Origin of the sequence: Kribbella sp. NPDC058693, from assembly GCF_042715335.1 — a bacterium.
In the GTDB taxonomy this organism is placed as follows: Bacteria; Actinomycetota; Actinomycetes; order Propionibacteriales; family Kribbellaceae; genus Kribbella; species Kribbella jiaozuonensis.
In genome coordinates this window covers 612,100-626,328 of sequence record NZ_JBHXSQ010000001.1, presented here as the reverse complement: position 1 = coordinate 626,328, position 14,229 = coordinate 612,100, and the positions used below count along the sequence as shown (strand labels likewise).

Below are 14,229 nucleotides of genomic sequence, written 5' to 3'. Positions count from 1 at the left end.
CTCGCGTACGGCGACACCGTTCCGCAGCACACGCGCACGCCAGCTCTAGCCCACCCCAGCACCGCTGCACGTGAGCTCTCGCGAACGCCAGCCCCCGCGCACGTCAGCACCTCTCTCTGCGCCAGCTCCTGCGCAGAGCAGTTCCTGCGCGCGGCAGTTCCCAGGCGCGCCGACACCGCAACCACGTGAGCTCCTGCGTACGCCAGCCCTGGCGCACGCCGACATCGCTCCGCGCCAGCTCCCGCGCACGCCAGCTCTAGCCCACCCCAGCTCTAGCCCACCCCAGCACCGCTGCACGTGAGCTCTCGCGAACGCCAGCCCCCCCGCGCACGTCAGCTCCGCTCCGCGCGAGCTCCTGCGCACGGCAGTTCCCAGGCGCGCCGACACGGCACCACGTGAGCTCTCGCGTTCGCCAGTTCCGGCGCGCTCCGACACCGCTCCGCGCGAGCTCCAGCGCACGCCAGTTCCCAGGCACGCGGACACCGCACCCACGTGAGCTCCCGCGTTCGTCAGCTCCGGAGCACTCCGACACCGCTCCGCGCCCGCACACGCGCACGCCAGCTCTAGCCCACCCCCAGCACCGCACCACGCGAGCTCCAGCCGACGCCGGCACCGCCCACACCACGCCCACGTCGTCCACCTCGCGCAGAACCAGCACTGCCCGGGGACCATGGGTCCCCGGGCAGTGCCTTCTGTGTGTTTCGGGTTCAGCTCTCGAGTGCTGCATCCAGCGTGATGTCGACGCCGGCCAGCGCCTTGCTGATCGGGCAGTTCGCCTTGGCTGCCTGGGCCGCCTCCGCGAACCCGGCCTCATCCAGACCCTCCACCTCAGCGCGAACCGTCAGCTTGATCCCCGTCAGCTTGAAGCCACCATTCGCCTGATCCGGCCCGAGCGTCACGTCAGCCTTCACCTCATGCGACAGCGGCTTTCCACCCCGTCCAGCAATCTCCGCACTCAACGACATCGCATAGCAAGCGGTGTGGGCAGCTGCGATGAGTTCCTCCGGGCTGGTATTACCGCCCGCATCATCAGCAGCGCGCTTCGGAAACGAAACGTCGTACGTCCCAACCTTCGAGCTGCTCAGCTCCACCTGCCCCGAGCCCTGCTCCAGAGTGCCGTTCCAAGCGGTCCGCGCAGTACGAGTAGGCATCGCAATCTCCTTCAGAAGTTATCTTGTGTACAAGATACTTGTGCACAAGGTATCCTTCCGTCAAGTCCACCAGGATGAGACCCCGACCACAGGAGCAAGCCATGACCGAGACGAGGGTCCTCGACGACCTGCTCTGCTTCGACCTGTATTCGCTCTCCCGCACGGTCACCGCCCTCTACCGCCCGGTCCTCGAGCCACACGGCCTGACCTACCCCCAGTACCTCGTCCTCGTCACCCTCACCCGCCTAGGCCCCAGCCCCATCGGCGCCATAGCCCGGGCCACTCGCCTGGACCACGGCACCCTCACCCCACTACTCCGCCGCCTAGCCGACCGCGACCTCCTGACCCTCGACCGCTCCAGCATGGACGCCCGCTCGGTAACCGTCGCCCTAACCCCCGCCGGCGAGGCCCTCAAACCCGTCCTCCACGAAGCCCAATGCCACCTAGGCGAGTCCCTAGGCCTAACCGAAGCCCAAGTCCGCCGCCTCCAATCCACCCTCCACCAACTAGCCGACCACCTCGACAACCCCAAACCCGAGTAGCTGCGGCCTCTGGGTCCGGGGCTACGCCGGTATAGAGATCTAGCCCGATCGATCGGACGGCGCGCCGGTCCGGCAGATCCTCAGTGTCCCGGGGGTAGTTGCTTGAGGATGTCTTGCCAGCCTTCGAGGGCGGTGTGGATCTGCGGGCCAGCTTTGTAGGCGATCCAGATGCACCGGACCGTGTTCGTCACCTTCTTCAGAAACCCGGAGTTGCGCGCTTCAGGCGTGTTGTGCAGCGAGATGGTGATCTGACCGAGTAGCCGCTCCATCGCCTGGTTGACGGCGCCCGGGCCGCCGATGCGGACATGGTCCATCGCCCAGAGGACGTCGTGCAGCCGCGCGTTGATCGCGGACCGCAGATCCGGCGGCAGCGAGTCCTCGCCGGCCAGGCCTTCGAGAAGCTCCGCCACTGCGGCCTTGAGATCGGCCACACGGGCGGCATCCGGTACGACGCCCTCTGGCGCGCACGTGGAGAGGTACGCGGACAGACCGCCGAGTGCGGCGAGCGCGTTCGGGTCTACGGCTCCCGGCCCGGGGCTCGGAGTCTGCCGCGGATGATGCTCGCTCATCATCGGAACAGCCCACTGTCGCGCGAAGGCCTCGAAGAGCGCGAGCTGTTCGGCCGCTCCGCATTGGACGACGAGGCGATGAATATCGGGGATGAGCGCGGCGACCTCGGCAAGGGCCAGCGGTACCTGCCCTTCGGACACCCCCAGCACCGATGCCCAGGTGGCGTGCATCGTCGAGTCGATGTGCGCCGCGCCGCGGTAGTCGGTCAGGAGAGCGTGCAACCGGCCTGCGGGGTTGTTCGCGTTACCCATGGCGTTCTTGAATCCTCTGCGGGGCGTTCGTCTTGCCGGTTCCGTCGTTGCTCACCACAAACTGCGTTGGCCTGGTGGTGCTACCAACCTGGGCCGAAGTGCACCCGCGCCGTACGCCGGGCCTCGGGCAGCGAGTCGGTCGACGTGTCACCGCGCCGGCCGTCAAGCACCCCGTCGTCGAACCACGGTTCGCCGACAGCAGCGTGGTGTGGTCCCCGGTGGTCTCTGGGCAGCCTGCATTGCTGTCCGATCGAAGGGTTATTGGCTGTGCACGCCGCGCGCCGCTCGGGCTCGGGGCGCCGTCGCAACGGCGAGATGCGCGCAAGGCTTTGGGTCAGCGCGATCTGCTCCGCCTGCGTCGTCTCGAGCGCAACGGCGAGCTGCTGCAGCCGTGCGGCGGAAGGTTTCCGCTGACCGGAGTACCAGCCGTGCAACGTCGATCTCGAGATCCCGCTGACTTCCTCGAGCCGGCGGAGTGATCCACAACTGTGCCGCCTGCTGAGTGCGGTGAGCACTCGTCCGAGCTGATCGAGGGTGGCCACCTTCTGGATCTGTTCCAGCGTCGCATCCGGCTCCCGGAGTGCTGCCCGCCGGACGTCCCACTCCCGCGCGATGTCGACCCAGGTGCGCCGTCCGACCTCGTGCACGCTGCCCGGCCGCGCCCACAATTGGGTGACACTGACGGTGTCCCACAGTCTCCGCCACGATGTGAGCTGATCACGGCCGACGCCGCAGGCGTTCAGGACCGCCCGCACCATTCTCCAGTTCGGGAACCGGGTCCCGTTGATGGACCGCGCGATATGCGGATGCGAGTAGTTGCTGACCTCTGCGATCTGGCGAACCGTCTTTCCGGCCTGTTTGCGCACGCTTCTCAGCAGGTAGGCGAACTCATGCCGGTAGTACTCGGCATACCACTCGTCCGACCCGAACTTGGGAGCTTCCACCCGCCAACCTCCGCTGCATCTGCAGATGCACGTGCATATGCACGGCGTCGGATCTAGACGATACCCGCTCCACTCAGTGAGATCCAGACCACTTCCCGTGATGGCACCACCCGGTGCATCTGCACGCCCCAAGCCCCTCTGACCTGGGAAAACGCGTCGACCAGCGTCCCGCAGGTGTCCGATCTCGACCGCGCACGCAAGACTCGACCACAACCACAGAGCCACCAAAGCAAGAGCCCGACCCAACCCACGAAGGCTGACCCAGGCTCACACAGACACAAGTAGGGCGGACGGGACTCGAACCCGTGACCCAGGGATTATGAGTCCCCTGCTCTAACCAGCTGAGCTACCGCCCCGTGTGCGGGTGATCGTATCGGGTTGGTGGGGGTGGGGTGTGAAACCAGGGTGGGGTCAGGGGTTCGACGGAGTGCTGGTGACCAGCTAGCGGGCATGATGGAGGCAGTCCGGATGAGAGGAACTCCCATGGGCTGGTTCATTTTTCTGGTGATCGTGGTAGGCGCGATCGCGGCGTACAAGTATCGCGTGCCGCTGCTGGCGAAGATTCTCGGGCAGCCGCAGGATCGGATTCAGCGGGCGATCGATCGGAAGAAGGGCAAGTAGGCGAGCGCCGACGGCCCTGGAGGCGTGGTGAGGCCCCGACCGCTGGGTGCGGTCAGGGCCTCGTTTGCTCACGTGATGGTGGTCAGCCGACGCGTACGGCGGCGACCGAGGCGGAGGCGGTGATCTCGCCGCCGCCGGCGGCGCTGCCGTCGTCGTTGTAGCCGAAGGCGAAGACCTCGACGGTGGTCGCCTTGGCGACTGTCACGATCTTGACGGTCGCGCCGGTCAGCTCGCGGTCCTTCGCGGGCGAGATCTCGGCGCCGAGGATGGTGCCGTAGTCGGTGCCGAACGCCGTGTCGGAGGCGCCGACCCGGAGCGCGAGCTGCGGGCGCGTGCCCGGTGCGCCCGCGGTGGTGCGGGCGAAGAAAGCGGTCGAGTTCAGCAGCCAGGTGCCCGGCTGCAGGCTGAACTCGCCCACCTTGGTCTTGTTGGTCTTGAACGACCCGCCGATCTTCGCGATCGCCACCGGATCGAAGTCCTTCGCGACACCCGACTTGCCATAGACGTCGGTGTCCTTCAGGAACGCGTTCCGGTCGGCCGGCACGATCTTGCTCGCGGGCAGGCTGTTGTCCACGACCTGCGTAGCGGCGACCGAGCGCGGGCAGAGCGGGTACGACAGGCTCTTGCAGTCCGGCTTCACGGCGCCGTTCGCGGCAACCGTGACACCGACCAGCACGCCGGCCCCGAGCACGGCCGCGACCAGCAGCCGTCCGCTCTTGGTGTTCAGGAACTTCTTGACGTTCACAGGGTTTCCTTCCCCTCCATCCCCGAGGCCCCCTCGGGATCTGCAGGTGAACGTACCGGCAAAGTGTTGGTCTAGGCCACTATCAAACCCTTGTTTCAGGTGGGGAAGTTTCGGCACCACGCGGTGAGCGTGATCTTCGCGGTCGTGCCCAAGTCGGTGTCCACCGGCCAGACGACCGCGTGCTCGCCCTTGCCTCGGGCAACGGCGAGGTAGGTGCCGGATGCCTTGTCCGCACCGGCTTCGACCGTGCTGGACCAGGAGATCGCGGCCAGTGCCGTTTCACCCTTGCGAAGGACGAGTTGCTTCGGGCCTGGGTCGATCGCCATGTACGACGTGCCGTGGGTCGCGGTCACGTTCATCGCTCGGCGGTCGGCGTCGAGCACCGCGATGTCGGGGTAGCCGTCGACGGTGATCGGCGTGGAGCGGCAGTTGGTCAGCTTGACCACCACGGCTCGGTGGCCGAGGGCGGCGTCGACCGGTCCGACGGTGATCGAGGCGCCGGAGTCCGGGCAGGTCGGCCGCGGTGGTGCGGGGGTCGGATCGGGGTGAACGGTGGTGAAGGGAGTGGGGCCGAGCGGCCGGGGCGTCAACTGCGTGAAGGACGGCTTGCTGTCAGTCGTCACAGCTGCGCTTTCGGTGCCGCAAGCGGTGAGGAGTAGCAGTCCGGCAAGAAGCCCCACCTGGGCGCGACGGTGCATTCGTCGAACCTACCTGCGCCCTCGGGCCACGAAAAAGCCGGGCTCCTGTGTTGAGGAGACCGGCTGGTTTGTTGCTCCCGCGACTGGACTCGAACCAGTAACCTGCCGGTTAACAGCCGGCTGCTCTGCCAATTGAGCTACGCGGGATCGTGGTACTGCGTGACCCCGAACCCTGAGGACCTGAGTAGGTTAGCAGGCGGGCAGCGAACTACAAAAACGGGATTCGGCTGCCTGCGGGGTCAGATTCCGAACTCGTCGCGGACCTGCCGGAGTGCTGCCTCCGCGGCATCCACGACGCCCGGCTGGTCGGGCTCCAATCCCTTGTCCAGAACGAGGTTCCAGGCGACCGGGGCGTCTGTGACGGACGGATTCCGGCGGCCCACGATGCGTACGCCGCGTTTGCCCGCCAGCGGCACGTGCCGCTGGACGATGATGCTCGCGTCGACGCGTTCGCGGAGCAGTTGGCCGAAGCGTCCGGGGTCCTCGACCTTGAGCTCGGTCGCGCGCAACGGAGTACCGAAGTCGGTGGTCTCGTAGATGTGCAGCACCGATGCCTCGGAGTCCCAGCCGGCGCGTTCGATCTGCTCCCAGCCGACCCGGCGGTCGGCGTCGGTAGAGTCCGACGGCAGGTAGACGGCTGTCCGCGTGCCGGCGGCCCAGCGGCCGTTGGTCAGCTGTACGGCGGCCAGGATGTCTTCCTTGCTCCCGGTCGACTCGCGGGCGGCTGCCGAGACGGCGTCAGCCAGCTCACGCGGCCAGGAGGTGCGGAGAAGTCTCACATGGTCATCATCCCAGTCGGCTCCAAGTCGGTGGGTCGAGGGTCAGGCGACATAGTCGCGGAGCTGGGGGAGGGCTCGACGGCGAAGGTGGCGGAGGGCTTCGCGTTCCAGGGTGCGAACTCGTTCGGTGGTCAGGTCCAGGCGGGTGGCCGTTTCTTCAGGAGTGCAAGGGATCCGGCCCTGCAGGCCGTACCGGTGCAGCAGAACGGACTGATGCAGATCGTCGAGGAACTGCAGATGGTGAGCCAGGTCACGGCGAAGGGCGGCGCGCAGGACGATCGGGTCGTCGTCGATCACCGAATCGGAGTCGTCGAGGTCCAGCGTCTCGGGTTGCATCCGCCATGCCTGGGCGCGCTCGACCCGCGCGACGGTGAGGCCGGTCGCGTGGGCCAGCTCGGGGTTGGTCGGCTCCCGCCCGAGCTGCTGCGTCAGGTCGTTGCGGCTCGTCGCCACCCGGGACGCATCGGCGTACGCCTGGGCCGGCATCCGGACCAGCCGCGAGCGGTCCGAGATCGCGCGCCCGATCGACTGGCGGATCCACCAGATCGCGTACGTCGAGAACCGGTGCCCGAGCCGGTGATCGAACCGCTCCACCGCCCGCATCAGCCCGATATTGCCCTCCTGGATCAGATCCAGCAGCGAGATGCCCTTCCCGGCGTACCTCCGGGCCAATGAGACGACCAGCCGCAGGTTGCCCTCGATCATCCGGTGCCACGAGTCCCGCCCGAGCGTGACGACCCGCCGCAGGTCGCCGGCATCCGGGCGCCCCGGATCGCCGCGCAACTGCTCCGCCGCCAGCAGGCCGGCCTCGATCCAGTACGAGTGCTCGCTCACCTCCTCCAAAGTCAGTAGCTTGTGCTGCCCGATGTCGCGCAGGTACGCCACCAGCGCGGTCACGTCCGCCGGCTCACAGTCGAGATCTGCCATCCGTTCCCCTCTCGTCATCAAGAGAATGCCGCGATTCGGCAGGCCGGGGAGCGGTGACTTTGAGTATGTGGATAACTACGGGAAGTCAGGCGTACGCGCGGAGTCCGCTCAGCAGCCCCTGGTGGAAGGGGTTGGCATCCACCGCGTCGAACCAGGCGGAACCGGTGACCAGTGGCTCCGGCGGTGGCACCGTGACCGCCGGCGGGGTGGCGCCGACCGGGCCGCGGCGGCGGAACTGGTCGTCGAGCTCGGGTGCGGGCATGTCTGGCAGGAGGACGAAGCTGTCGGCGGGGAGCGAAGAGGTCGCGTTGGGGGAGAAGGCGCCAGGGGTTGCGGCGGCGAGCGCGGTGAAGGTGGCTTCGGCGCGGACAGAAGCGCCGACCGGGTCCTGGCGAACCTTCTCGAGGTCAGCGAGAACCGTCGCGAAGGTGACCGACGAGTCTCCGTAGTCGATGAAGCGTGAGAGCTTGCCGGTCCTGATGCGGGTCGCTGTCGGCGCGAGCGTGTTCATGAGGGACGGAACGCCGTAGCGAGCGCGTCCACCCACGACGGCAAGGCGGATATCTGCCTCGCGGGCGACGATCAGCGAGCGGTAGAAGTCCGGATTGGTGCGCCGGACGACGATCAGGTCGGCCAACGCGCCGCGCTCCAACCGGCCCAACGGCGTAGGCCAGACCCCGGACAGTGCGTCGCCCGGGTTCGACGTCAGCATCCGGACCAGTTCCTCGTCCGTGAAGACCGACTGGGTCTTGTTCCACAGGTCCGCGACCTTCAACTCCCACAACACACTCCGCGTCCCCGACGGACCCCAGTCCGATCCGAGGCACAACCGCACCCCCGCGGCATGCGCCGCCCGCACATCCGCGGTCGCCCCGTACAGCCACAGGTTCGAGAACGGCGACCACACCAGCGTGGAATTCCCGGCCTTCATCGCGGCGAAATCATCGGCGTTCAACGCACCACCGTGAATCGCCACCAACTGCGGTTTCACCACGTCAACCGCTTCCAGCAACTGGAACTCGGACCGCAGTTTCGGATCCGACCCCTCCGCCGAATGTGCGATGAATCCCCGCCCAGCGGCGACGGCCGCGGCGTACGGCGCGAGCGCTTCCTTGCTGTCGGCAACAAGGGTGCTGACCCGGATGAAATCGTCGTGGGTGCCGAGTTTCTCCGAGTCGACGTTCCGGATCAGGTCGTTGTCCGGTGGTACGGCGCCACGCGGGTTCCCCTGGATCGACGTCGTACCGCCGACGATCGCGCGCGTCTCGACGTACCTGAGCAGGGCTCGTCCCGCGGCCGCGCCGAGCAGCCGGGCCGGCTGACTGATCTGCGAGCTGTACGTCGGCGCGCTGCCCCACTGGTTGTGCGAGGTCCACGGCTTCTTCCGCGCGGGCTCGGTCCACAACGGCAGGCTGTTGTACATCAAGTGATTGTGTAGATCGATCAGCCCGGGATAGATCAGCCCACCGGCGGCGAGTTGTACGGCGTTCTCGAAACCGGCCGGGATTGCGTCGATGGGAGTGACCGCCGCGATCAGTCCGTCATCGCCGACGTACACCGCGCCACCGGGAAGCACCTGTCCGTCCGGTCGCATTGTCACCACGGTTCCACGCAGTACAAACATGGCTCGCCCTCCCGTAGAATTCCCCGTGCCGCCCCTGATCTTTGAGCCTAAGGTCATGGATCGTCGAGGGGGAGGTATGGCGATGGCTGATTTCGATGCCGGCCCGCCGGTCACGGTGGCGCGGCACTTCGCAAAAGTCCCGAGTTATGCGGACTTCCAGGAATTGTTCTGGTACGACTGGGGCCCGGTCTTCTACCGCGGCCGCCTCAACCGCACGGCCCGGCTGCTGGCGATCGCGTCCGATCCGGGGCCGACAGAGCGCGTCGCCGGGCGCACGCTGGTGGGGGACGCCGGCCAACGCGTCCAAGGGTTCCTGACCAAGCTCGGCCTGACCCGCAGCTACACGCTCGTCAACGCCTACGCGTACGCGCTCAGACCGTCGCGGGCGCAGAAGGCCGCGCCGCTGCTGGCCCGACCCGATCAGCTCACCTGGCGCAACACCCTGCTCGAGTTGATCACCGGCCCGCAGTTGCAGGCGATCGTCGCGTTCGGCGTCCAGGCCCGCGCTGCGCTGCAGATGTGGGACGGCAGGCCGGATGTCCCGGTGTTCGAGGTGCCGCATCCGTCGAGCCGCAACCCGTCCGCGCTCGTCGACAGTTGGCGTCAAGCGGTCACCGACCTGCGCGCGATCGTGACTCCGGATCCGGACGGCGACAACTCAGTACCGAACTACGGGCCGAAGTTCCTCGAGTCGGACTACGCGTCGATCCCGGCGCGGGACCTGCCGTTCGGCGTACCGCCGTGGCTCGGCAACGACGCCTGGGGACGGCAGGACAAACCACGCCACAACAACAGCGTCGAACGTCCCTCGACCGACCTTCTCAACACTCTCGTCTGGCGCGCACCCAAGCTCGGCTGAAAGTTGTCCCCTGCTGCCGCTACCTTGGTCGGATGCGAGTGGCGACGTGGAATGTGAACTCGGTCAAGCAGCGGATGCCGCGGTTGCTCGACTGGCTCGACGAGCGGCAGCCGGACGTCGTGTGCCTGCAGGAGACCAAGCTCGCGGACGACGCCTTCAACACCCTGCTCGGCGCTGAGCTGACCGACCGCGGCTACGAGATCGGCCTGTACGGCGAACCGCAGTGGAACGGCGTCGCCCTGCTGTCCAAGGTTGGACTCGAGGACGTCGTCACCGGTGTCGCCGGCGCGCCCGGCTTCCCGAATCCTGAGGCCCGCGCGGTCGCAGCGACCTGCGGCGGCATCCGGATCCACTCGCTCTACGTGCCGAACGGGCGCGTCCCGGACTCCGATCACTATCACTACAAGCTGGCCTGGCTCGCGGCCCTGACCGAGGTCATCGCGAGCGGTCCGGCCGACCAGATCGTCTGCGGTGACATGAACATCGCCCCCACCGACGCCGACGTCTTCGACCCCGCGGCGTACGTCGGTCAGACGCACGTGACACCACCCGAGCGGCAGGCGCTCGCGGAGCTGATGGCCGCGAAGGACCTCCACGACGTCGTCCGCGACCGCTGGCCGAGCAACCGCATCTTCAGCTACTGGGACTACCGCGCCGGCATGTTCCACCAGGACCTCGGCATGCGCATCGACCTGATGCTCGCGACCGATCCGGTGGCCGAGCGGGTCAAGGCCGCGTGGATCGATCGCAAGGCGCGCAAGGGCACCGGGCCGAGCGACCACGCCCCGGTGATCATCGACCTCGACACCGCACCGGACGGCGATATCGGCCCGGTCGTGCCACCACCGTCCGCGCCGCGGACCGGTCGGAAGAAGACCACCAAGCTCCCGCAGAGCCGCTGATGCGCCGCCTTGCTGCAGTCGCGATCCTCGTGCTCGCGACCCTCACCGCCTGCAGTGACGAGAAGCCGCCGGCGCCGAGCCCTGTCGCGTGGACGAAGGTCGACACCCCGGCCGAGCCCGTCACCCTGACCGCACACGACGATCAGCTGCTCATCGGCCTGCGCCATCGCGGCGCCAAGGTCGTCCCGGAGCTCCTGCTCCAGGACAGCACCGGCAAACGGACGCCGATCACCGTCAAACCCAACCCCGCCAGCCCGTACGCGTTCGAAGCCATCTGGTACTCGATCGCGTACGACGGCAAGCAGATCCTCGCCCTCGGCGGCGCAGCGGGCGGCGCGCACTCCAACACCCGCTGGACGGTCTGGTCGGGCACGCCCCAAACCGGACTGATCGAGCAGCCACAGGACTTCTTCACATTCGGCGGCCAGACCGCGGGCGACCTCTACAGCGCAGTCATCACGCCGAGCGGCCGCGCACTGCTCGGTTCGTGGGGCGGCGTGGTGACCGGCAACGACGCCATGGTCTGGCTGCCCCAAGGCAACAAATGGACCCGGCAGGATCCGACCAAAACAGCCCTGCAGAGTACGCCGAACCTCCTCGTCGGCCCAGGATTCGGCACGACGCTCGGCGAGAGCATCCTGCTCTTCGGCTCGCAGGTCCGGCTCGCGCCCAACGTCGTCGCCCAGGAAGCAGCCGTCTGGCGTTCGACCAAGCTCAACCAGGGCTGGTCCCGGATCGTCCTGCCCGACCCCGGCAACCGCAGCCAGGCGAACACGGCCACCTGCGCCAAGGACTGCGTGATCTCCGGGTACGTCGACGGTCAGCTCGCCCTCTGGCAGCTCGACGCATCCGGTACGGCTAAGCGGCTCCAAGGCGTCCCGTCCGTCCCCGTCGGCGACAAGGACAAGCTGCCGCCGCCGGTCGTCGACGGCAGCAAGATCATCCAGATCGTTGCCCAGGACAACAAGGTGAAGGTGCTCACGGACCAGGACGGCCACTGGACCGTCCAGGACTCACAGGGCCCGGACGGCCAGGTGACCGACGCCGTACTGATGCCGGATCACAAGCTCTACCTGATCGCCGGCACCTCACTCTGGCAGACCACGCTCAGCTGAGCAGGCCCTTCACATACGCCGCCTGGCCCGCGTGCTGCGCGCAGTCGTCGATCACGCTGACGAGCCGGACCCCGAGCGAGACCGGCGGGTTCCACCGCTTGTCGACGATCCGGTCCAGACCTTCGTCGGTGACCGTCTCGAGGAACTGCGCAGTGCGCGCGTGCACGGCGTCGTAGTACCCGAGCAGCTGGTCCGCCGACAGCTGGACCAGCGCCACCTGGTCCGACGTGTGTGCGTACCCGGTGTCGGCTGCGTCGAGCGGCAGACCGAGCCGCTCGTGCCAGCCGTCTGCCGTGTACACCTGGTCGTAGCCGCCCGCGTCCGCGAGGTGGTCGTCCTGGACCCGGGTCAGGTGCCACACGAGCCAAGCGATCGAGTTGGCCGAATCACCCGGTCGTGCCGCGAGAGTCTTGTCGTCGAGCCCCGTCACCACATCGTGCAGGACCTCCTGAACCCGGCTATGTGCATCCAGCAGCAGCTCACTTGTCTTCATACCGGTCACCGTAGTCTTCGACTGGGACAGTTCTGAGAGAGGGAGCAATCGTGGAATATCGCACGCTGGGCGCGAGCGGCGCTGTGGTCTCGACCTACACGCTCGGCACCATGACCTTCGGCAGCGAGACCGACGAGGCCGGTTCGCACGGACAGCTTGATCGATACATCGAGGCCGGCGGCACTTTCATCGACACCGCGGACGTGTACTCCGGCGGCGTGTCCGAGCAGATCGTCGGACGCTGGCTCGCGAAAAGTTCCGCCCGCGACAACGTCGTACTGGCCACCAAGGGCCGGTTCCCGACCGGTGACGGGCCGAACGACGTGGGCACGTCGCGCATCCATCTCCGCAAGGCGCTGGACTCGTCGCTCGACCGGTTGGGTGTCGACCACATCGACCTGTACCAGTTGCACGCCTGGGACCCGGTCACGCCGCTCGAGGAGACGCTGAGCTTCCTCGAGGACGCCGTACGGGCCGGCAAGATCGCGTACGGCGGTCTGTCGAACTTCACCGGGTGGCAGCTACAGAAGGCGTGCGACCTGATCGGGTACCGCGGCTGGTCGAAGCTCGTGACGCTGCAACCGCAGTACAACCTGCTCGTTCGTGAGATCGAGTGGGAGATCGTTCCGGCCGCGCAGGAGAACGGGCTCGGCCTGCTGCCGTGGTCCCCGCTCGGCGGCGGCTGGCTGACCGGCAAGTACTCGTTCGACGAGGAGCCGACCGGTGCGACTCGCCTCGGGGAGAATCCGGACCGCGGAGTCGAGTCCTGGTACCGGCGCAGTCGTAACCAGCGGGTCCGTGACGTGGTCGACGCCGTCCGCGAGATCGCCGAGGCGCGTGGGATCTCGATGGCGCAGGTCGCGCTCGCCTGGCTGGTGGACCGGCCGACGATTACCTCGGTGATCCTCGGCGCCCGCACGCTCGAGCAGCTCGACGACAACCTCGCTGCGGCGGATCTGCATCTCACCGCGGAGGAGACAGCCAAGCTCGACGAGGCCAGCGACCCGGGCGCGGCGGACTACCCGTACGGCGGTCCCGGCGTGGCGCAGCGCGGTCGGCCGATCGCGGGTGGGCGCTCCTAGGCGTCGACAGCAACGCGGAGGGCGGCGTACGACGCAACCAGCGCGCGCCGCTCCGCCGCCAGCAGCGGGTCGTCGCGATCGCATCCTGCTCGGACCCAGCGGTCCGAGAGGTTCATCGCCTCGACCCGCTTGCGCGCTGCCTGGTGTACGGCGTCGCGGTCGGCGTCGTACACGTAGGAGTAGAGGTCGATCAGCGCGGTCTCGAGCTGCTCTTCGGTGACGTCCTCGGAGTGCTGGTGCTCGCGGTGGACGCGCCACCACTCGACCTCGAAGGCGGCGGCGTGCGCTGGTTCGAAGAGCAGGCCGCTCGAGGCGGCGACGAGTTCGTAGAAGCGGCGCATGTAGGCGCGCGCCACGTCCGGTTGGTTGTCGGGGTACGGCGCCCAGACCTGGTTGGCGCGGAGTACGTACCAGGCTCCGGTGAGTGTTCGGTGCGGTGCCATGCCGAAGCCGGCGGCGACCATGCCGACGGCGGCGACGAGGAACTCACGCCACTCGTGCCGGTAGTAGGCGGCCCAGGCATCCGTCTCGCGGTTGCCGACGACCACTGGGTCGAAGGACAGTGGTCCTGTTCTGGTACGCATGATCCCTCCCCCCTGGGAGATCCGATGAACGATGGTAGTCCGATTGCGGATGTGGTCGCTCGGATGCAGCAGCGTCTCGACGAGCTGCCGGAGGAGGTTGCGCAGCGGCGGTTCTTCCTCAGTACGTATCTGCGGACGACGCAGGCGGTGGGGAAGGCGATCGATGACGCCCGGTTCGAGGATCCGGCGTGGGTCGAGGTGTGGGACGTGGAGTTCGTGGAGCTGTACCTCCGAGCCCACGACGCAGATCTCGCGGCGGGGGGCGGGGCCGGCCGGGCCGCGCGCCGCGGGGGGGGGGGCGGGGGGGGCGCCCCCCCCCCCGCCGGGGGGGGGGTGGTTGTT

General features: G+C 67.8%; 17 protein-coding genes and 2 tRNA genes. 7 read left to right on the top strand and 12 right to left on the bottom strand.

Annotation, left to right across the window (positions count from 1 at the left end; translation table 11 throughout):
- Positions 1 to 707: 707 nt before the first annotated feature.
- Positions 708 to 1,151 (bottom strand): OsmC family peroxiredoxin, encoded by a 444-nt coding sequence (locus ACFWUU_RS02960; protein ID WP_380172175.1) that lies wholly within the window; start codon positions 1,149 to 1,151, stop codon positions 708 to 710.
- A gap of 101 nt (positions 1,152 to 1,252) precedes the next feature.
- On the opposite strand from ACFWUU_RS02960, the gene ACFWUU_RS02955 reads away from it, so the two are divergent.
- Positions 1,253 to 1,693, top strand: coding sequence for a MarR family winged helix-turn-helix transcriptional regulator (locus ACFWUU_RS02955; protein ID WP_380172173.1), 441 nt, complete (start codon positions 1,253 to 1,255; stop codon positions 1,691 to 1,693).
- A gap of 80 nt (positions 1,694 to 1,773) precedes the next feature.
- Here the strand turns inward: ACFWUU_RS02955 and ACFWUU_RS02950 are convergent, their stop codons facing one another.
- The 3 genes from ACFWUU_RS02950 to ACFWUU_RS02940 all read right to left on the bottom strand — a co-directional run bounded on the left by ACFWUU_RS02950 (position 1,774) and on the right by ACFWUU_RS02940 (position 3,814).
- Positions 1,774 to 2,514, bottom strand: a complete 741-nt coding sequence (locus tag ACFWUU_RS02950) for a hypothetical protein (protein WP_380172171.1) — start codon at positions 2,512 to 2,514, stop codon at positions 1,774 to 1,776.
- Positions 2,515 to 2,594: 80 nt separating this feature from the next.
- Entirely contained in the window at positions 2,595 to 3,458 is an 864-nt protein-coding gene (locus ACFWUU_RS02945; protein WP_380172169.1) for a helix-turn-helix transcriptional regulator, read from the bottom strand.
- A 282-nt stretch (positions 3,459 to 3,740) separates the two neighbouring features.
- A tRNA-Ile gene (locus ACFWUU_RS02940) sits at positions 3,741 to 3,814 on the bottom strand.
- A 127-nt stretch (positions 3,815 to 3,941) separates the two neighbouring features.
- On the opposite strand from ACFWUU_RS02940, the gene ACFWUU_RS02935 reads away from it, so the two are divergent.
- On the top strand, positions 3,942 to 4,079 hold the full coding sequence (locus ACFWUU_RS02935) for a hypothetical protein (protein WP_198681893.1): 138 nt from the start codon (positions 3,942 to 3,944) through the stop codon (positions 4,077 to 4,079).
- A gap of 82 nt (positions 4,080 to 4,161) precedes the next feature.
- Here the strand turns inward: ACFWUU_RS02935 and ACFWUU_RS02930 are convergent, their stop codons facing one another.
- From ACFWUU_RS02930 to ACFWUU_RS02905, 6 genes are all read right to left on the bottom strand, one after another.
- Complete coding sequence (locus ACFWUU_RS02930; RefSeq protein ID WP_137253940.1) at positions 4,162 to 4,824, bottom strand: hypothetical protein; 663 nt, start codon at positions 4,822 to 4,824, stop codon at positions 4,162 to 4,164.
- 95 nt (positions 4,825 to 4,919) lie between these two features.
- The gene (locus ACFWUU_RS02925; protein ID WP_380172167.1) at positions 4,920 to 5,447 is read right to left on the bottom strand and encodes a DUF4232 domain-containing protein; all 528 of its coding nucleotides are present in this window, start codon (positions 5,445 to 5,447) and stop codon (positions 4,920 to 4,922) included.
- A gap of 149 nt (positions 5,448 to 5,596) precedes the next feature.
- Positions 5,597 to 5,669: transfer RNA gene (locus tag ACFWUU_RS02920), tRNA-Asn, on the bottom strand.
- A gap of 92 nt (positions 5,670 to 5,761) precedes the next feature.
- A complete protein-coding gene (locus ACFWUU_RS02915) occupies positions 5,762 to 6,301 on the bottom strand; it encodes a hypothetical protein (RefSeq protein WP_380172164.1) in 540 nt (179 codons plus the stop codon).
- 42 nt (positions 6,302 to 6,343) lie between these two features.
- Positions 6,344 to 7,228, bottom strand: a complete 885-nt coding sequence (locus ACFWUU_RS02910) for an RNA polymerase sigma factor RpoD/SigA (protein ID WP_380172162.1) — start codon at positions 7,226 to 7,228, stop codon at positions 6,344 to 6,346.
- Positions 7,229 to 7,313: 85 nt separating this feature from the next.
- Entirely contained in the window at positions 7,314 to 8,822 is a 1,509-nt protein-coding gene (locus ACFWUU_RS02905) for an amidohydrolase family protein (protein ID WP_380174255.1), read from the bottom strand.
- 112 nt (positions 8,823 to 8,934) lie between these two features.
- Between ACFWUU_RS02905 and ACFWUU_RS02900 the strand changes: the two genes are divergently transcribed.
- The 3 genes from ACFWUU_RS02900 to ACFWUU_RS02890 are packed head-to-tail and all read left to right on the top strand — an operon-like array spanning position 8,935 to position 11,728.
- Positions 8,935 to 9,711 (top strand): uracil-DNA glycosylase family protein, encoded by a 777-nt coding sequence (locus ACFWUU_RS02900; RefSeq protein WP_380172160.1) that lies wholly within the window; start codon positions 8,935 to 8,937, stop codon positions 9,709 to 9,711.
- Between the two features lie 32 nt (positions 9,712 to 9,743).
- Entirely contained in the window at positions 9,744 to 10,613 is an 870-nt protein-coding gene (locus ACFWUU_RS02895) for an exodeoxyribonuclease III (protein WP_380172158.1), read from the top strand.
- Positions 10,613 to 11,728: a hypothetical protein gene (locus tag ACFWUU_RS02890; RefSeq protein ID WP_380172156.1), complete on the top strand. Its 1,116-nt coding sequence runs from the start codon at positions 10,613 to 10,615 to the stop codon at positions 11,726 to 11,728. Before ACFWUU_RS02895 ends, ACFWUU_RS02890 begins: the two co-directional genes overlap by 1 nt.
- Here ACFWUU_RS02890 and ACFWUU_RS02885 read toward each other — a convergent pair.
- On the bottom strand, positions 11,721 to 12,221 hold the full coding sequence (locus ACFWUU_RS02885; RefSeq protein WP_137253967.1) for a DUF664 domain-containing protein: 501 nt from the start codon (positions 12,219 to 12,221) through the stop codon (positions 11,721 to 11,723). The two genes, ACFWUU_RS02890 and ACFWUU_RS02885, sit on opposite strands and share 8 nt — an antisense overlap.
- A gap of 50 nt (positions 12,222 to 12,271) precedes the next feature.
- Between ACFWUU_RS02885 and ACFWUU_RS02880 the strand changes: the two genes are divergently transcribed.
- Positions 12,272 to 13,303: an aldo/keto reductase gene (locus tag ACFWUU_RS02880; protein WP_380172154.1), complete on the top strand. Its 1,032-nt coding sequence runs from the start codon at positions 12,272 to 12,274 to the stop codon at positions 13,301 to 13,303.
- Here the strand turns inward: ACFWUU_RS02880 and ACFWUU_RS02875 are convergent.
- The gene (locus tag ACFWUU_RS02875) at positions 13,300 to 13,887 is read right to left on the bottom strand and encodes a hypothetical protein (protein ID WP_137253969.1); all 588 of its coding nucleotides are present in this window, start codon (positions 13,885 to 13,887) and stop codon (positions 13,300 to 13,302) included. The genes ACFWUU_RS02880 and ACFWUU_RS02875 overlap by 4 nt on opposite strands.
- Before the next feature lie 24 nt (positions 13,888 to 13,911).
- On the opposite strand from ACFWUU_RS02875, the gene ACFWUU_RS02870 reads away from it, so the two are divergent.
- On the top strand, positions 13,912 to 14,229 hold a 318-nt coding region (locus tag ACFWUU_RS02870), incomplete at its 3' end, for a DUF5995 family protein (RefSeq protein ID WP_380174253.1).